General features: G+C 61.3%; 14 protein-coding genes and 1 tRNA gene. 10 read left to right on the top strand and 5 right to left on the bottom strand.

Annotated elements, in window-relative coordinates:
• Nucleotides 1–5: 5 nt before the first annotated feature.
• The 3 genes from ACNQ62_RS15045 to ACNQ62_RS15055 are packed head-to-tail and all read right to left on the bottom strand — an operon-like array spanning nt 6 to nt 3,489.
• Nucleotides 6–1,166, bottom strand: coding sequence for an acyl-CoA dehydrogenase family protein (locus ACNQ62_RS15045; protein ID WP_418095181.1), 1,161 nt, complete (start codon nt 1,164–1,166; stop codon nt 6–8).
• The gene (locus tag ACNQ62_RS15050; RefSeq protein WP_418095182.1) at nt 1,166–2,584 is read right to left on the bottom strand and encodes a carnitine 3-dehydrogenase; all 1,419 of its coding nucleotides are present in this window, start codon (nt 2,582–2,584) and stop codon (nt 1,166–1,168) included. Before ACNQ62_RS15050 ends, ACNQ62_RS15045 begins: the two co-directional genes overlap by 1 nt.
• Nucleotides 2,581–3,489, bottom strand: coding sequence for a 3-keto-5-aminohexanoate cleavage protein (locus tag ACNQ62_RS15055; protein ID WP_418095183.1), 909 nt, complete (start codon nt 3,487–3,489; stop codon nt 2,581–2,583). The genes ACNQ62_RS15050 and ACNQ62_RS15055 overlap by 4 nt, the downstream gene beginning before the upstream one ends.
• A gap of 73 nt (nt 3,490–3,562) precedes the next feature.
• On the opposite strand from ACNQ62_RS15055, the gene ACNQ62_RS15060 reads away from it, so the two are divergent.
• From ACNQ62_RS15060 to ACNQ62_RS15105, 10 genes are all read left to right on the top strand, one after another.
• Nucleotides 3,563–4,510, top strand: coding sequence for a GlxA family transcriptional regulator (locus ACNQ62_RS15060; protein ID WP_418095184.1), 948 nt, complete (start codon nt 3,563–3,565; stop codon nt 4,508–4,510).
• Nucleotides 4,511–4,745: 235 nt separating this feature from the next.
• Complete coding sequence (locus ACNQ62_RS15065) at nt 4,746–5,393, top strand: TetR/AcrR family transcriptional regulator (RefSeq protein ID WP_418095185.1); 648 nt, start codon at nt 4,746–4,748, stop codon at nt 5,391–5,393.
• The gene (locus tag ACNQ62_RS15070) at nt 5,390–6,577 is read left to right on the top strand and encodes a pyridoxal phosphate-dependent aminotransferase (RefSeq protein ID WP_418095186.1); all 1,188 of its coding nucleotides are present in this window, start codon (nt 5,390–5,392) and stop codon (nt 6,575–6,577) included. Before ACNQ62_RS15065 ends, ACNQ62_RS15070 begins: the two co-directional genes overlap by 4 nt.
• Nucleotides 6,574–8,181, top strand: a complete 1,608-nt coding sequence (locus ACNQ62_RS15075) for a 5-guanidino-2-oxopentanoate decarboxylase (RefSeq protein WP_418095187.1) — start codon at nt 6,574–6,576, stop codon at nt 8,179–8,181. Before ACNQ62_RS15070 ends, ACNQ62_RS15075 begins: the two co-directional genes overlap by 4 nt.
• A gap of 332 nt (nt 8,182–8,513) precedes the next feature.
• Nucleotides 8,514–9,440: an MYG1 family protein gene (locus tag ACNQ62_RS15080; protein ID WP_418095188.1), complete on the top strand. Its 927-nt coding sequence runs from the start codon at nt 8,514–8,516 to the stop codon at nt 9,438–9,440.
• A gap of 104 nt (nt 9,441–9,544) precedes the next feature.
• A complete protein-coding gene (gene selA, locus ACNQ62_RS15085; RefSeq protein ID WP_418095189.1) occupies nt 9,545–10,936 on the top strand; it encodes an L-seryl-tRNA(Sec) selenium transferase in 1,392 nt (463 codons plus the stop codon).
• Nucleotides 10,933–12,804: a selenocysteine-specific translation elongation factor gene (gene selB / locus ACNQ62_RS15090; protein WP_418095190.1), complete on the top strand. Its 1,872-nt coding sequence runs from the start codon at nt 10,933–10,935 to the stop codon at nt 12,802–12,804. The genes selA and selB overlap by 4 nt, the downstream gene beginning before the upstream one ends.
• 41 nt (nt 12,805–12,845) lie before the next feature.
• A tRNA-Sec gene (locus ACNQ62_RS15095) sits at nt 12,846–12,940 on the top strand.
• Nucleotides 12,941–13,003: 63 nt separating this feature from the next.
• Nucleotides 13,004–14,593, top strand: coding sequence for a TlpA family protein disulfide reductase (locus ACNQ62_RS15100; protein ID WP_418095191.1), 1,590 nt, complete (start codon nt 13,004–13,006; stop codon nt 14,591–14,593).
• A gap of 24 nt (nt 14,594–14,617) precedes the next feature.
• Nucleotides 14,618–15,139: a UGSC family (seleno)protein gene (locus tag ACNQ62_RS15105; protein ID WP_258182285.1), complete on the top strand. Its 522-nt coding sequence runs from the start codon at nt 14,618–14,620 to the stop codon at nt 15,137–15,139.
• Nucleotides 15,140–15,210: 71 nt separating this feature from the next.
• Here the strand turns inward: ACNQ62_RS15105 and nagA are convergent, their stop codons facing one another.
• Both nagA and ACNQ62_RS15115 read right to left on the bottom strand, forming a co-directional pair.
• The gene (gene nagA / locus ACNQ62_RS15110) at nt 15,211–16,341 is read right to left on the bottom strand and encodes an N-acetylglucosamine-6-phosphate deacetylase (RefSeq protein WP_418095192.1); all 1,131 of its coding nucleotides are present in this window, start codon (nt 16,339–16,341) and stop codon (nt 15,211–15,213) included.
• On the bottom strand, nt 16,338–17,213 hold the full coding sequence (locus ACNQ62_RS15115) for a BadF/BadG/BcrA/BcrD ATPase family protein (protein ID WP_005851462.1): 876 nt from the start codon (nt 17,211–17,213) through the stop codon (nt 16,338–16,340). Before ACNQ62_RS15115 ends, nagA begins: the two co-directional genes overlap by 4 nt.
• Between the last annotated feature and the right edge of the window lie 70 nt (nt 17,214–17,283).

A 17,283-nucleotide genomic window follows, 5' to 3' on the forward strand; every position in this document is an offset into this window, starting at 1 on the left:
TGGTCCTATGCGCCAAGGGGGCGCAATAGATCACGGCTGATGATGTGCCGCTGGATCTCAGATGTCCCGTCCCAAATCCGTTCGACCCGCGCATCCCGCCAGAACCGTTCGATCGGAAAGTCATCCATCAAGCCCATGCCGCCAAAGATTTGCAAGGTGGCATCCGTCACCCGCGCCAGCATTTCAGAGGCGTAGAGCTTGGCGCTGGCGATTTCGCGGTTCGCGGGCAGGCCCTGATCCAACCGCCATGCCGCCGCTAATGTCAGGTGATCCGCCGCATCGATTTCGGTTATCATGTCGGCCAGCTGAAAGCTGATGCCCTGATATTTGCCAATCTGCTGACCAAACTGTTTGCGTTCAGCCGCGTAGTTCAACGCCATGTCAAAACAACGTCGTGCTCGCCCTACAGACATCGTGGCGACCGTGATCCGCGTGGCATAAAGCCATTCGTTCATCACCGCAAAGCCGCCATCGACCTCGCCCAGAACCTGAGCATCGGGGAGGCGGCAGTTGTCAAATTCAAGGATCATGTTTTTGTAGCCACGGTGCGAGACGGACTTGTAGCCATCGCGGATCGTGAAACCGGGCGTGCCGCGGTCGACCAAGAAGGTCGTGATACGCTTTTTGGGGCCACGCGGCGTGTCGTCTTCGCCGGTTGCCACAAAGACGATCACGAAATCCGCATGATCCGCGCCAGAGATGAAATGCTTGGTTCCGTTCAGAACCCAGTCACCGCCATCGCGTTTGGCCGTACATTTCATGCCCCTCACATCTGACCCGGCATCGGGTTCGGTCATGGCCAGCGCATCCATCTTTTCGCCGCGAATGGCGGGGGTAAGATAGCGTTCAATCTGATCCTCTTTGCAGGCCATCAAGATATTTTGCGGCCGCCCGAAAAAGTGGTTCAAGGCCATAGACCCGCGGCCCAGTTCGCGTTCAACCAGCGCAAATTCAAGATGCGACAAACCGGCCCCGCCAACGCTTTCGGGGAAGTTGCAGGCATAAAATCCAAGATCGATCGTCTTTTGTTTGATTGCCTGCGCGACGTCATTGGGAACCTCGCCTGTGCGCTCTACCTCGGCCTCGTGGGGGTAAATCTCGTTTTCGACGAAGGACCGCACGGTAGAGACGATCATATCTTGTTCTTCGGTCAATCCAAAATGCATCAGCTATGCTCCGGTTTGGGCAGGGCGGCTTGGGCCGCGAGGATGGATGCGAGTTTGTCGCTGATATGCGTCGCAGGGTCGCAGGATTTGCGGGTTTCCAGACTGACATGCAGCAGGAATTGGTTGCAGGTCGCCACCACATTCCCATCTGCGTTTTTCAATTCGTGGAACAGCCGCAGTTTTTTACCCGCACTTTCAAGAATGGCCGTCACAACGGTGACGTTGTCACCGGCATGGCATTCATTGCGGAACTTGGTGTGGGTATCGGCGGTAAAGTAACTAAAGCCCGATTTGATATAGGCGTCATCGGCTCCGATCATGCGCATGACCGCATCGGCCGCATCTGACCACAGTTGGCCATAGCGGCTTTCATTCATGTGGCCGTTATAATCTGTCCAATCGATTGGAATGGCGCGGGCGACACTGATGATGGGTTTGGTAAAGTCGGGGTCGGTTTGGGACTCAAGGCGGGCGTCATGTGCCTTCAGCAACGCCCCTGCACCCCAATTACGGCCCTTGAGGGACCGCATCATTGACACCAGATTGTCGTCGCGAATGCGTTCAAGTTCGCGGATCGAATGGGTGCCGGATTGTTCATCCGACTGGCTGGCGATCATCTGCACCAGTTCGTCCGTAAGCTCAGGCACATCCATCAATTTGGTCCAGGGCCATTGCAGGCAGGGGCCGAATTGTTCGATGAAATGAGCCATCCCGGCCTCGCCGCCGGCAATGCGGTAGGTTTCGAACAAACCCATCTGCCCCCAACGCAGGCCAAAGCCGAACCGGATCGCGTCATCAATTTCTTTGGTTGTGGCGATGCCGTCCTTGATCAGCCAAAGCGCCTCGCGCCAGACCGCTTCGAGAAAACGATCGGCCACATGGGCGTCGATTTCCTTGCGCACCTTCAGTGGTTTCATGCCGATTTCAGCGAGCACGGTATGTGCGCGCGTGGTCGTGGCATCGTCACCGACCAGTTCGATAAGCGGCAACAGATAGACAGGGTTGAAGGGATGCGCGACGAAAATCTGGCTTGGGCGCAACGCCCCTTGCTGAAGCTCAGACGGTTTGAACCCTGACGTCGAAGACCCGATAAGCGCGTCTTCGCGACAGTGGGTCTGGATCTCGGTGAAGATCTTGTGCTTCATCTCTAGGCGTTCCGGCGCGCTTTCCTGAATCCAGTGGGCCTCTGCGACGGCTTCGGCCAGTGTGGGAACGATTTTCACCAGACCTTCAGGCGGCAAGGCGACCTCGGACAAGGCGGGCAGGGACCGTCGCGCGTTAGCCATGACTTCGCTGATTTTGCGTTCGGCTTCGGGATCAGGGTCAAAAATCGCGACGTCCCATCCAGACAACGCAAACCGCGCGGCCCAACCGCCGCCAATGACTCCACCGCCGATGATTGCTGCTGTTTTGGTCATCGTGGTGCCTGCTTTGTCAGGCCAAGTTTTTGGCGCACGGCATCGGGGCCCATGATGGCTGCCCCCATGTTTTCGATGATCGACGCGGCACGCGAAACAAGCGCCTCATTGGTGGCAAGCTCGCCCTTGCTAAGCCACAGGTTGTCCTCAAGCCCAACGCGCACGTTCCCGCCTGCCAAGACAGATGCGGCCACATAAGGCATCTCGTCACGACCAATCGAAAACGCGGACCAGTTCCAGTCGGCAGGGACATTGTTGACCATCGCCATAAAGGTGTTCAGGTCATTGGGTGCGCCCCACGGAATGCCCATGCACAGTTGTACCAAGGCGGGCGACGACAATACGCCGTCTTTAACCAGTTGTTTTGCATACCAAAGGTGGCCTGTATCGAAGGCCTCAATCTCTGGCTTCACGCCAAGCTCTTCCATGCGCGCGCCCATCGTTGTCAGCATGCCGGGCGTGTTGGTCATCACATAGTCGGCTTCGGCAAAGTTCATCGTACCGCAATCGAGGGTGCAAATTTCGGGCATACAGTCTTCGATATGCGCTAGCCGTTCCTCTGCGCTGACCATGTCGGTGGCGTCATTCAGCGGCAGTGGTGCGGACGGCGGGCCAAATACCATGTCGCCGCCCATGCCAGCGGTGAGGTTCAAGACCACATCGACATCTGCATCGCGGATGCGCTCTGTCACTTCGCGGTAGAGTTTCGGATCACGTGAGGGCACGCCGGTTTCAGGATCGCGCACGTGGCAATGCACAATCGCCGCACCTGCTTTAGCGGCGGCGATGGCCGAATTGGCAATCTGTTCAGGACTGCGTGGAACATGGGGTGAGCGATCTTGGCTACCGCCGGATCCGGTGACGGCGCAGGTGATAAAGACATCACGGGTCATGTGCAGGGGCATTTTAGTCTCCTTTAGGATTTGCCCGTAGAGTACATGGATTGATCGATAGGAATGTGCAGTGTTAGACATAAATATGCACAAAAAGGCAAAATCGCCGGCTCAGACCGTAAAAATCGATCTTCTGCTTTTCGATGGATTTTCGAATCATTGTCTGGCCAACACGCTAGAGCCGTTTCGTGCCTCAAACACCATTACCGGCCAGTCGCCCTTTCAATGGCGACTGCTTTCGCTTGATGGTGGCCTCGTGCGGTCTTCAAGTGGGATGTTGGTGCAAACCGAAAAGGCCACAGCCACAAAACCACCGTGTGATTATCTTATGGTGACCGCCAGCTATGGCCACCTTACGTTGTGTCGTAGTCAGGTGTTGTCCGCGCTGCGGGTCCTGTGCGCCAACGCGAAATGTCTGGTAGGGCTTGATATGGGGGCTTGGCTGCTGGCAGCTGCAGGGCTGTTGGACGACAGGTCCGCCACCATCCATGCGCATCTTTTTGAAAGCTTTTCTGAGACCTTTACGCAGATAGATACTCGGCAAGAGCGGTTCGTGATAGACGGAAGCCGGATCACCTGTGGGGGTGCCATGGCGTCCTTTGACCTGGCCCTGATGTTAATAGGAGAGCACTGCGGCGAGATCACACGTCTTGATGTCGCGTCCTTTTTTCTACATCAAGGCGATCAGCCGTTTGGGGATGCCGACAACATATCTGTGCGTTCAAAACTTGTTTCGCGGGCACTTGTTCTGATGGACGAGAATATCGAAGCACCGGTGCCGATCCCGATTATTGCAAGTCGTCTTGGTTGTTCGCTGAAAAGCCTGCAAAGGCGGTTCGCGCGCATTTTGAATGCGACGCCGGGGCAAGTCTATCGCCACAGACGTTTGATCGCCGCGAAAAGCTTGGCCGAAAGCACCGACCTATCCATCGCAGAGATCGCGGCGCGGTGCGGGTACGAGAACGCAAGTTCTATGACGCGCGCATTCAAAAGTCAGTTTGGCACGACGCCAATGAACACGCGAACAGATTGATCGGCACCTCTAATCTTCTTTCAAATAGGCGTGAAGGCCGGCCAATCGCTGATGCCGCTGTAAAGCGATATCGAAGAAAATACCCAGGTCGTGAATCCATTCCGCCGCATCCGTTGCCCTGCGCGTATACCGCCGAGGCACCCGCCGTTTGGTATCCCGCCGAAGTATAACCTTGAAGTATGGCGCATCCTGCGCTATTGTACACGTGTATAATAGCGCAGGATGGAAAGTGCTTTTGTCGGACCACACGCCCAAGTTCAAACGAGAGCCAGCAGAGCACCGTAGGGAGGCGTTGATAAAGGCCACCTTGTTGGTGATTGCCGAAAAAGGCGTTCAGGCTGCGACGGTCCGTGCGATTGCTGGTCGTGCGGATGTGTCACAAGGTATGATCCGGCATCACTTTTCGTCGAAAGAAGACCTTATTACCGCGGCCTATGAACATCATATGGACCGGCTTACTGATTTGACATCTGCCTTCGCGGATGCCGACAGGTGGGCGCCAGCGGCACGGTTGGCGGCTTTCGTCGTCGGCAGTCTGACACCGCCGGTTGTGGACGCCGGTTCAGTCAGTCTTTGGGCGGGTTTCCTGACCAAGGTCCATGATGACGAGCAGATGCGCGATAGTCATGAACGGACCTACTACAAATATCGCAACCGCCTTGAGGCGTTGATTGCGGCTGTATTGAACGAAACAGGTCAGCCACGCTCGGCACCCGAACTGCGGCATCTGGCGATCGCTTGCAACGCTGTGATCGATGGATTGTGGATGGAAGGCGGTGTTCTTCCGAGCGCTTTCGCGCCGGACGAGCTTTCAGAAATCGGGGTTCGATCCGTCGGAGCAATCCTTGGGATAGACCTCACAAACGTAGGGCAACAGACATGAGACAGACAGATATAACCCGACGGCTGGCGGGGCTTGGCGGCGCTAAATGGGAAGTTCATCTGAAGGCCCGCGAGCTTGCCGCACAGGGCCGCGATATTATTGAGCTGACCATCGGGGAGCCGGATGTGCCCACACCCGACACGCTTGTGGAGGTCGCGGCTGATGCAATGCGCCGTGGTCGTACCGGCTATTCTGACGGTCGAGGCGAAATAGGGCTGCGCACCGCATTGGCCGAGCGCTATTCGCGCAGCGCGGGCCGCCCGATTGCTTTGGATCAGGTTATGTGTTTCCCCGGAACGCAGACGGCACTTTATGCGGTGCTATTGGGCGTGGCCGAGGCGGGTCAGCAGGTTCTGGTGGGCGATCCGATGTATGCCACTTACGAAGGGGTTATCCGCTCCAGCGGTGCCGAGATGGTGCCCGTCCCGCTGCGCCCGAAAAACGGCTTTCGCCTTCATGCGGATGACATCGCCGCAAGGATCACCCCGCAGACCACGGCAATCCTGCTGACCACGCCACATAATCCTACCGGCGCGGTCCTGACCCGCGCCGATATCGACGCCGTGGGTGAACTGGCACTTGCCCATGATCTTTGGATTATCTCTGATGAGGTCTACGCAGACCTGACCTTTGACGGGTCTGAATTTTGCTCGCCCTTGCGGAGTCCTGAGCTGGCTGACCGCGTTATCGTTGTTTCTTCGATCTCAAAGTCCCACGCAGCACCGGGCTTTCGCAGTGGGTGGTGCATTGGGCCGAAAGCTTTTACCGAAGCACTTTTGCCGCTGTCGGAAACAATGCTCTTTGGAAACCAGCCTTTTATCGCTGACATGACCGAAAAAGCCGTACGCGAAGGATCACCTGTCGCGGGTGGGATGAAGCAGCGCTTTGCCGGCCGATCAGAGCGTTTGTATCGCCGCCTGTCTGACGAGAGCCCGTTGAGGGTGCACCGCCCACAAGCCGGCATGTTCGCTATGATCGACGTTTCGGCAACCGGAATGAACGGGACCGACTATGCCATGCATTTGCTTGAGCACGCTGGCGTCGCGGTCATGCCCGGTGCGTCATTTGGTCAAACACTTGATGCTTGGGTACGGGTGGCGCTGACGACCGGCGACGCGGCCTTCGATGCGGCCTGTGAGCGGATCATCCGGCACGCGGCACAGTTTGAACTGGAAACAGCATGAGCAGTATCGGCGAGGCGCTGGTCGCGCAGCTTTCAGATCGCGGTGTCGACTGTGTCTTTGGCATCCCTGGCGTACATACGATTGAGCTTTACCGTGGCTTGGCGGCCTCGGGTATTCGCCATGTAACGCCCCGGCACGAACAGGGCGCAGGCTTTATGGCGGATGGCTATGCGCGGGTATCGGGCAAACCCGGTGTCGCCTTTGTTATCACCGGGCCGGGGCTGACCAATACGTTGACCGCAATGGGACAAGCGCGCGCGGATTCGGTGCCGATGCTGGTGGTCTCTGGCGTCAATACGCTGACCAGCCTTGGCAAGCGCATGGGGCATCTGCACGAGCTGCCGGATCAACGGGCAATGGCACGGACCGTCGCGCTGATCTCCGAACGTGTTGAAAGCGCCGATGACCTGGCCCCTATGCTCGACCACGTCTTTGACCCGTTCCAGTCCGGTCGACCTGGACCCACACATCTTGAAATACCGCTAGATGTTGCCGGCGCGCCCTATACCGCCGAAGCGCCCACCCAGTCTATCGCCGCAGTGCCTGCACTGTCTGCCGAACAGATATCACAAGCAGCCGCGTTATTGGCGCAGAGCAAGACACCCCTGATCCTTGCCGGTGGCGGGGTCCGCAAAGCGGGGGATGCCCTGCGCGCGCTTGCCGAGAAGCTTGGCGCGCCGGTGGTGCAAACGGTGAATGCACGCGGCGTTATGTTTGATCATCCGCTAGGCGTTCCGGCCAGCCCCAGCCTGCAAGCCGTGCGCGCGCTGATCGCGCAGTCGGACGTCGTACTGGCTTTGGGCACCGAATTGGGCCCGACGGATTACGATATGTACGCCTCTGGCACCATGCCCGAGATACAAAGACTTATTCGCGTCGATATATGTGCTGAACAGCTTTCCCGCCATGCGACTGAACTCCCGATCCTCGGCGATGCTGCTTCTGCAATCGACGCGCTGAATGCTGCAATCGACGGGGATGTGGCATCAAACGGTGCCGATCGGGCCGCCAAGGCTCGCCGGGATGCTTTTGACGAAATTGGTCGGGAGATGCGCGCGCTTTGCGATACCCTTGCTGAGGTGCGCGGTGCCGTTCCGGGGGCGATCATGGTCGGCGATTCCGCCCAGCCGATCTACGCAGGCAACCTTTATTACGATCACGACCGCCCGGGCGGCTGGTTCAATGCCGCCACTGGCTTTGGCGCGCTTGGTTATGGCATCCCCGCCGCAATCGGGGCGGCGTTGGCGGCACCCGACACCCCAGTGATCTGCATCGCTGGCGACGGCGGTGCGCAGTTCAGCCTGCCGGAACTGATGTGCGCGGTGCAAGAAAAACTGCCGATTTGCTTCCTCATCTGGAACAACCACGGCTATCAAGAAATCGCCACTTCTATGGTGGACGCGGGGGTGAGCGTTGTGGGATGCGACCCGACCCCGCCGGACTTTGCTGCCGTTGCACAATCTTGTGGCTTGCCTTTCTGGCGCTGTGACACGCGACCGGGGGGAGTCGCCGAAGCGCTTCAAGCGGCCATGGTGGCAGGTGGGCCAAGTTTGATTGAAATTCAAGCACAGCCGTCGCCCGTGCCCGCGAAGGAAAGAGCATGACATGATTGACCCCGGCTATGTGTTCACACGCACCGTCACGGGCTGCACATAACTACGGTTCAATTTATGTTTGCTCTGCCGCGTGGGTTTTTCCGCACCACCAAAAAAAGGGGGCAAGGCGGAACGGCCTTTTAGATGTTCGTGTTCTGTGTTTTATCGACCTGCGTTCTTGCGTTGAGAAAAACTTGGTGGAGTTTTACGAATTCTTTCTACTTTTCTTGTACGACGCCCGTGACGGGCGGTGTGAGCGATACATATTCACAGGGCGGCCCCTCGCACGGTCGCCCGTTTTCATTTCGACCTGCTGAACAGATGCGCAAAGGTACAGAAACATGACGATCACCCAACTCGTGACCCACTCAGGCGGTTTTCATGCGGATGAACTCCTATCCTCTGTCATCCTGACGCGGCTGTTTCCAGACGCCACGGTGCTGCGCAGCCGCGACAAGGCGCTGATCACGCCGGCCGAGGGGCGCATCATCTACGACGTGGGCGGTGACTTTGATGCCGAGGCAGGGATTTTCGATCACCATCAACGTCCCAATCCGCTGCGTGAAGACGGGCAGCCCTATAGCTCTTTCGGGCTGATCTGGGCGCATTACGGGCATGATTATCTGCGCGCGCTCGACGTGCCCGAGGCGGATGTGAACGCCATCCACGACAGTTTCGATCGCGGGTTTGTTCTGCCGATCGACCTGCTGGATAATGGTGCCGTCAACGCGTCAGAGGCGGGGCCGCTGTTTGCCGGTCTGACCTTGCCCGCGCTGTTGGAAAGCCTGAAACCCGTCTTCGATGACCGCGAGGAAGGCGTGGACGACCGCGCCTTTGCCGCCGCCTTGCCCATTGCGCGCGCCTTTGTCGAAGCGTCGATCCGTCGCAAAGCCGCCAAGTTCCGCGCCGAAGCGATGGTCATGACCGCCATTGATGCCGCGGGCGAGGGGCATGTGCTGGACCTGCCCATGGGCATGCCGTTTCGCGGGGCCGTGTTGAAGGCGGGGGCGGATCATCTGTTGTTCGTCATCCACCCGCGCGGCGAGGAATGGACGCTGACAACGATCCGGTCCGGGGATGATACGTTCGAGAACCGCGCTGATCTTCCGGTGGCTTGGGCGGGTCAAAAAGACGCCGCGCTTGAGGAAGCATCAGGCGTCAAAGGGGCAAAGTTCTGCCATAACGGCCGCTTTATCGCCGTCGCCGATAGCCGCGAGGCGATTTTGCAGATGGCCGACATCGCGGTGAAGGAAGCGCTGGCAGCGTAACCCGCGCGGCGGGCCTCTTGTCGCCTGCCTGTGGCCTGCGTTACGGCTTGCCCCCGTGGCGCGCGCGATTACACTGCGCGTTCAGCCATCGGGGGGCGTGACGCGTGAACAGCCAACTTAGACATTTGCCACAGATCGATACGCTGTTGCAGCAACCGCATGTAGCGTCTTTGGTTGCGACCTACAGCCACGACGAGGTGCGCCGCGCCCTGCGCGAAACGCTCGACCAGCTGCGACGTGATATTCGGGGCGGCGGGGTGGTCGATCTGCCCGATTTCGCCAGTGAACCCTTTGCCCATAGCCTTGCCGACCGGATAAAGGCAGCCCGTCAGCCGAACCTGCGCCCTGTTATCAATGCCACGGGTATCATCATCCACACCAATCTGGGCCGCGCCCGTCTTGCCCCCGAGGCGCTGCAGGCGATGGACCAGATCGCTGCGCGGCCTTCGAACCTTGAGCTGAACCTGAAAACCGGCAAGCGCGGGTCGCGCTATGACCATGCCGAGGCGCTGATCTGTCAACTGACCGGCGCAGAGGGGGCGCTGATCGTGAACAACTGTGCCGCGGCGGTGGTCTTGGCCCTGATGGGCACCGCCGCGGGGCGCAAGGTGATCGCATCGCGCGGGGAACTGATCGAGATTGGCGGGTCTTTCCGTCTGCCCGATGTGATCGCGCAAAGCGGTGCAGAGCTGAAAGAGGTCGGTGCCACCAATAAAACGCGGCTTAGTGATTATGCCGATGCGGTGGACGAGGATACGGCGGTTCTGTTGAAAAGCCACACCAGCAACTTTCGCATCGTGGGCTTCACCTCTGCCCCGTCACGCAATGATTTGGCGCAACTGGCGGCGGAGCGGGATCTGATCCTGATGGAGGATCTGGGCAGCGGCGTGCTGATTGACCTTGCCCCCTTTGGGCTGCGCGATGAGCCCGTGGTGGCGGATATCCTCAAAGCGGGTGTCGATCTGGTCATGTTCTCGGGCGACAAGCTGCTTGGTGGGCCGCAGGCGGGGATCATCGCGGGACGGGCGGATATTATCGCGGTGCTACGCAAGCACCCGTTGCTACGGGCGTTGCGCATCGACAAGCTGTCGCTCGCCGCACTCGAGGCGACCTTGCGTCTTTACCTGCCGCCCCATGATCCGCTGGCGCGGGTGCCGGTCTTGCGCGCGCTCTCGCAGCCTTTGGCAGAGGTAGAGGCGCGGGCGCAAAGGCTCGCGGGTTCCCTCGCAGAGGTGAAGGGGGTGGATGTTGAGGTGATGGCGTCAGCCGCCTATGTCGGCGGCGGGTCGCTGCCGCAGCAGGACCTGGACAGTTTCAGTGTCGTCGTGGCTTGTGCCGCGCTCTCTGCTGAAACCCTTGCGGATCGTTTACGGGGCGGGGTGGTGCCCATTGTCGGGCGTATCCATCAGGGCAAGCTGTGGCTGGACATGCGCACGGTAACGGATGACGAGCTACCCGATATCGTCGCGGCGCTGGGCGCGATTGCCGCCATATGACATCGGCCTGCGTGATCGTGATCGGCCATGTGGATCATGGCAAGACGGCGCTGGTGCGCGCCCTCACGGGGATGGAGACGGACCGGCTGGCCGAGGAAAAAGCGCGTGGCCTGTCGATCGCGCTAGGCTTTGCCCATTGCGAGATGGCGGGTGGGACGCTTGACCTGATTGACGCGCCCGGGCACGAGGATTTCATCCGCACCATGGTGTCGGGTGCGAGCGGCGCGCAGGGCGCGATGCTGGTCGTCTCGGCGGTGGAGGGCGTCGCGGCGCAAACGCGCGAGCATGTGCAGATCGCAAGACTGTTGCAGGTGCCCGTGGCGGTGGTCGCGGTGACCAAGGTGGATTTGATCCCCGAGGCAGCATTGCCCGCCCGTCTGGTGGAAATTGCGGATGCCCTTGCCGCGCAAGGCGTTACCGGGGCCGAACTGGTGCCCTGTTCAGCCACGACCGCTGGCGGGACGGATCATCTGCGGCAGGTCTTGGCGCGGCGGTACACCGCTTTGCCCGCGCGGGCCGCGCCGATGGGGGCGTTCCTGCCGGTGGATCGCGCGTTCACACTGTCGGGACGCGGAACGGTGGTGACGGGCACGCTGCTTGGTGGCGCGTTGGCGGTTGGCGCGGCGTTGACCGTGCAGCCAAGCGGTGCGGCCACGGTGGTACGTGGCCTGCAAGCACGCGGCGCGGCGCGGGAGAGGGTCGCGGCGGGCGAGCGGGTCGCGGTGAACCTGCGCGGTATCGCGTTAGAGGATATTGCCCGCGGCGATGTGATCTGTACGGGCGGGCAGGGGGCGACGCTTTGTATGGATGTGTGGTTGACCGTCTCTGACACGGCACCGCGACCGGTCAAACACATGCAGGATTTGCGCGTGCTGTGGGGCACGGCGCATGAGGTCGCGACCCTGCGGATGATAGGCGGTGGCCAGATCGCGCCGGGGGGCGCGGGGCTGGGGCAGTTGCGCTTCAAACGCCCCGTGGTGGGGTTCGCGGGGCAGGCGGCGGTGCTGCGCCAGCTTTCCCCTGCGGCGACGCTGGCGGGTGCGGTGATCCTTGACCCGCAGGCCACGGCAGTCGGGGCGGGCGACAGACGGCGGTTGGCGGTGATGCAGGCGGCACATCAGCAGGATGGTACCGCCCTTGCCGCAGCGCTTTGTGCGCAGGGGCGCGGGGTGGCGCTGTGGTCTGATCTTGTCCGGTTGGCGCGCTGCGATGCGACGGCTGCGCTACCCACGGGCGTTGTGCGGTTATCGCCGGAACATATCGCGCTGGCCGACGACCTCGTCACGGTGCAAACGGCGGTGGTGGCGGCTTTGCAGCGCTTTCACGCTGACCACCCGATCAAGCAGGGGGCGGCGCTTTCGATGCTGCAACGGGTGACGCCGCTGCGGGGTTTGGTGCCTTTCGCCCAAGCCGAATTGTTTAGGGGCGGAGAGGTTGTTTTGCGCGACGGTTTGGTCAGTCTCGCACGGCATGACCCCTTCGCAGCACTTGCCCCGCAACAGCTTGCCCGCCTGACCGAGATCGAAGAGAGGATGCGCACAGGTGGCACCTCCCCCCCTGATGTGCGGCAGTTCGATGCGCCTGATGACGCGGATCTGATCGCGCTGATGGTGGCGCAGGGGCGGTTGGTGTCCTTGGCGAATATCGCGCTGAAACAGCAGGTCGTGTTTCACGAGGCAACCATCGGCCAAGCGCGGCGGAGCCTTGCGGCAATCTTCCCCCCGCCCGTGGCCTTTACCACCAGCGAGGCGCGCACCGCCTTGGGCACCACCCGCAAGTTCATCGTGCCGCTGCTTGAGCATCTGGATGCGCTAGGCATGACCCTGCGGATTGGTGACACGCGGCAGATCGCGCCGCAGACGCATTAGGCTTTCGCTTGCCCGGCGGCAGGGCTACGGTGTGGCAACGCGGAGACGACCGGAGTCTGGTGGCTTCCCTGGTCTTCAAAACCATGGACGCGTCGATACGGCGTGTGGTGGGTTCGATTCCCATCCGTCTCCGCCAAGCTGTCTGGACATGCCTGACGATCCCCCACAGTATGCAGCGGCATACTTGGGAGGGGGCGACATGAGTGATCGGAAACCGGAATTTACCCTGAAGGATCTGCAAGGCGCGGCCCATCATTTTGACGGCACGGGCCCTGCGCTGGTCTGTTTCGTGAAAGAGGATTGCGAGACCTGCAATATTGCGGGGCCGGTGCTGCAAGCGCTGTCGCAGGCCTATGGCGATGCGGTGCGGTTTCTGGTGCCGGGGCAATCCGGCGAGAAGAACGGCGATTTCGCGCAGCGCCACGGGCTGACCATGCCGGTGCTTGAGGATGCGGGCTGCAAGACCTCGTTCGACTGGGATTTCGAGATTGTGCCCGCGCTCTACTGGATTGATGAAAGCGGCGCTGTCGTGACCCACTTTGAAGGCTTCGTGCGCGATGACTGGCAGGCATTGTCCGACCAGATGGCCCGTGCGACGGGCAAGGCTGCCGCGCAGATCGATTGGGACAGCCTGCCCGCCTGGCGTCCGGGATGCGGGTCGAAACACTTTGACCCCGAGGTCTACGACGCGCTGCGGGCAGAAGCCGAAGGCAGCCGTCTGCGCGCCCGCAAGGTAGAGGTCGCCAGCGGCGATGACATGGCGGAATTCATGTTCGATCAGGGGTTCTCGGACGGGTTGCCCTTGGTGCCGCCGACGCCCGAACGGGTGATCCGCATGTTGGAAGGGACGCATCGTGATCCGCAGGATGTCATCGCCACAGTGCCGCCGAATATGGGCATCGCCACGGTCGAAAAGATCGCGATCAATGCGGTGATGGCGGGGTGTAAACCCGAATATCTGCCTGTGGTGATCGCAGCGGTCGAAGCCGTCTGCACGGATGAATTCAACGTCCACGGGGTCACTGCCACGACGATGGGCGCGGCGACGGTCATGGTGGTGAACGGGCCGATCGTGGACAAGATCGGGCTGAACGGCGGCTTGGGCGCTTTGGGTGCGGGGAACCGTGCCAATGCCACCATCGGGCGCGCGCTGCGGCTGATCATCCGCAATGTCGGCGGGGCGACCACGGGCGGGGTCGAACGGTCTGTCCTGGGTAATCCGATGAAATACACCATGTGCTTTGCGGAGAACGAAGCAGCCTCGCCGTGGGAGCCGCTGCATGTGGAACGCGGCTTCAAGGCGGAAGATTCGGTCGTGACCGTCTTTGCCATGACGGGCGGGCCGGTGCATCTGGTGGACCAAACCTCGCGCAGGCCGGACCAGATCGCGGGGTCATTGGGGCAGGGGCTTGAAGGGGTGTTCCTGCCGAAGATGCACAACCTGCCGATTGACGCTCTGCTGGTGGTCTGCCCCGAGCATATCCAGACGCTGACCGTCGATGGCCCCTACTCCAAGGACAGGCTGCGCGACCGTATCCAAGAGGTCACGGCGCGCCCCTTGTCGGAGATGGTGCAGGATGACCATTCGGGCGCGGGTATCCCCGTGGCGGACGCGGAACGCATGGGGCCGGAAAAACTGGCGCAGTTGGCCCCTAAATTTGCGGGCAAGGAATATATCCATATCGTCGTGGCCGGTGGCGATGCGGGCAAATTCTCGTCCGCGTTCCACGGGTGGGCCACGGGCGAAGTGGGGTCGATTTCCGTTTCCAGAAAGATCGATCTAGGCTAGCTTTCACAGCAGAGGAGGACGTGAATGACAATAATTCTTGACCCGACGGACGAACGTGTCCCCGTCGCGCGTCAGATCAGCGAACGGTCCGGTTCGGTGCAGGGGGTTGTCGGGCTGCTGAACATCAGCAAGCCGCGCGGCAATATCCTGCTGGATGAACTGGACAGGTTGTTGACCGAAAACGCACCCGGCGTTGAGATCCGGCATTATACCAAGCCGACTTTCGCCAAACCGTGCCCCGACACGCTGCGCCACCAGATCCGCGATGAATGCGACTTTCTGGTCGAAGGGCTGGCGGACTGAGGATCATGTACCACGTGCAGTATGCACGATACAGTCTGGTTTGAAATCCAGGGGATCCCGTCTGTTTCCATCGCTTCAAGCGTGTTTGGCCAAGCCGCTGAAACGCAGCGCAAGGCCTTAGGCATGGAGGGCGCGCGCTATGTGCTGGTGCCGCATCCTATTCAGGATGCCACGGACGACGAAATGCGCGCCAAGGCGCGTGAGGCGTTCGACCAGATCATCGGGGCGTTGCGCGATGCGTGACTGACGCAAAAGACATAGGGCGGCGCGGGAAACCTGCGCCGCCTTTTTCGTGGGCGGATGTTGGACGAGGGTTACAGCTCGGTCAGCCAGTGCAGTTCTGACAGGTCGTCGTTGATCCAGATCATCGCATCGACGCTGTCCGCTTCGGGTGGGTGCGCCAGCAGTTGCGCAGGGATTGCTGTGGCACGGGCCAGTGCCCGCTCTAACGGCTCGCCCACGGTGATGTGCATATAGCGCACGGCTTGCAGCAGGGTCAGGTCGGCCCCGGCCAGCGTTCCGTCGGCCAGCGTCAACCGTCCGTCGCGGCGCAGGATCTCGCGGTCGTTCAGGGTGAAGCTGGTGATATCAGAGCCGCCAGTCGCCATCGCGTCGGTCACCAGAAACACCTCTGCCGCGCCGCGGTTGGCGGCAAGTGCGGCGCGGATCATGGCCGGATGGACATGCACCCCGTCGGCAATCAGGCCGGATGCCACGCGCGGATGATCAAGTGCCGCCCCCACCAGCCCCGGGCTGCGCGCGTTGGCCTGGCTCATGGCGTTGAACAGATGCGTCGCCATGCGGGCACCGGCGCCAAAGGCGCGCATGGCGGTGTCATAGTCGCAATCACTATGGCCCAGCGACACCAGCACGCCCGCCTGCGTCAGCGCCGCGATCTGATCGGGGGTGGCGTTTTCGGGGGCGAGGGTCATCATCAGGTTCGGGATCCGGGCCACGGCATCGGTCAGCATCGCCATATCATCGTCAGACAGGGGGCGGATCAGGCTGCCGTCATGGGCACCTTTGCGGGCAACGCTCAGATGCGGTCCTTCAAGGTGGAGCCCCGCAATACCGGGCATGCCCAGGTGCAACGCCTCTGCCACGGCGGCGATGGCAGCGCGGCTATGGGCGGGGGTGTCGGTGATCAACGTGGGAAGAAATGCGCGGGTGCCAAGCCGTCGATGCGCGGCAGCCATCGCGCGCAGCGTGTCCAGATCGGGCGCGCTATTGAGCATCACGCCGCCCCCGCCGTTCACTTGCAGATCCACAAACCCGGGGGAGAGGATGCCCCCGTTAAGCCTCCGGGTTTTGGCCCCCACCGGTAGCGCGGTCAGGGGGGTGATGCGCGGGATGCCGTCGGAGTGCACCACAAGCGCGTGACCGGTCAGCAGATCGTGCCCGTCAAAAATGCGCGCGCCGGTATAGGCGGTGAGGGGTGCGGTCATGCCCGCGCGGCGCGCAGGGCCAGTGCGACGGCCCCGTCGAGTGCACGGCCTTTGGTTTCGACCAGATGGGCGGTCTGCGTGTCGGGCAGATAGGCGGCGTAGTGGGGGCCGACGCCGCCGGTCAGGCACAGCGGGCCGCCGGGTTGGTGGTCGAGCGCGATCAGGGCGCGGGTCAGGTAATCGGCCCCGCTAGCCATCAGCGCCCGTCCGATGCTGTCGCCCGCCGCGGCGGCCTGTACCACATCGGGGGCAAGGGTGGCGAAATCGCCGGGCCGCGCCTTGAGGCTGAACTGCACGATGCCCGCGCCACCGCCGAATTTATCCAGCATCTGCTGCGACAGGGGGCTGGCGGGGGTGATCCCGTCAACGACGAGCAAGGTCTGCTCTAGCACGCCATGCCCCAGCCACGCGCCCGACGCCTGATCCGAGACCTGATAACACCAGCCGCCGATACAGGTCTGCACGCCGGCCTTTTGGCGGCCCACGATGGTGCCGGTGCCAAGGGCGATCAGGTGGCAGTCCTGCTCTCCGACGGCACCGACGATGGTGGTGGTGGTGTCTTCGGTCACGACGGATTTGGCAAAGGGCAGACCCGCCTGCACGCGCGGGCCCATTTCCGGCCCCGTGTATCCCGCAAGCCCCAGATGAGCCACGGCACGGGGCATGTCGGCGACATCCAGACCGGCGCTCTCTATCGCGTTGCGCGTCGCGGTCAGCACGCTGTCGATCGCGGTGGCGCAATCGGTGCTGACATTCGCCCGCCCGCCTTTGCCTTCGGCAAGGATACGGCCATCGGGGGTGGCAACAGCGGCGCGGCAACCGGTGCCGCCTCCGTCAACGCCGATCAGGAAAGGAGGGTCTATTTGTGTCATCCGAATTGTTTAGGGCACCTGTTTTGGCGGGGAAAGACAATTTTCGCCATTCGTTTTACCCATGGTCGCA

Origin of the sequence: Sulfitobacter sp. SBS6, assembly GCF_048285585.1 — a bacterium.
GTDB classification, from domain to species: Bacteria; Pseudomonadota; Alphaproteobacteria; order Rhodobacterales; family Rhodobacteraceae; genus Sulfitobacter; species Sulfitobacter pontiacus.

Coding starts and splice junctions, on each gene's coding strand:
- nagA (WP_418095192.1), bottom strand. CDS start 16,341: ATGACCGCACCCCTCACCGCCTATACCGGCGCGCGCATTTTTGACGGG.
- ACNQ62_RS15060 (WP_418095184.1), top strand. CDS start 3,563: ATGCACAAAAAGGCAAAATCGCCGGCTCAGACCGTAAAAATCGATCTT.
- ACNQ62_RS15115 (WP_005851462.1), bottom strand. CDS start 17,213: ATGACACAAATAGACCCTCCTTTCCTGATCGGCGTTGACGGAGGCGGC.
- ACNQ62_RS15080 (WP_418095188.1), top strand. CDS start 8,514: ATGACGATCACCCAACTCGTGACCCACTCAGGCGGTTTTCATGCGGAT.
- ACNQ62_RS15070 (WP_418095186.1), top strand. CDS start 5,390: ATGAGACAGACAGATATAACCCGACGGCTGGCGGGGCTTGGCGGCGCT.
- ACNQ62_RS15100 (WP_418095191.1), top strand. CDS start 13,004: ATGAGTGATCGGAAACCGGAATTTACCCTGAAGGATCTGCAAGGCGCG.
- ACNQ62_RS15045 (WP_418095181.1), bottom strand. CDS start 1,166: ATGCATTTTGGATTGACCGAAGAACAAGATATGATCGTCTCTACCGTG.
- ACNQ62_RS15075 (WP_418095187.1), top strand. CDS start 6,574: ATGAGCAGTATCGGCGAGGCGCTGGTCGCGCAGCTTTCAGATCGCGGT.
- selB (WP_418095190.1), top strand. CDS start 10,933: ATGACATCGGCCTGCGTGATCGTGATCGGCCATGTGGATCATGGCAAG.
- ACNQ62_RS15050 (WP_418095182.1), bottom strand. CDS start 2,584: ATGACCAAAACAGCAGCAATCATCGGCGGTGGAGTCATTGGCGGCGGT.
- ACNQ62_RS15055 (WP_418095183.1), bottom strand. CDS start 3,489: ATGCCCCTGCACATGACCCGTGATGTCTTTATCACCTGCGCCGTCACC.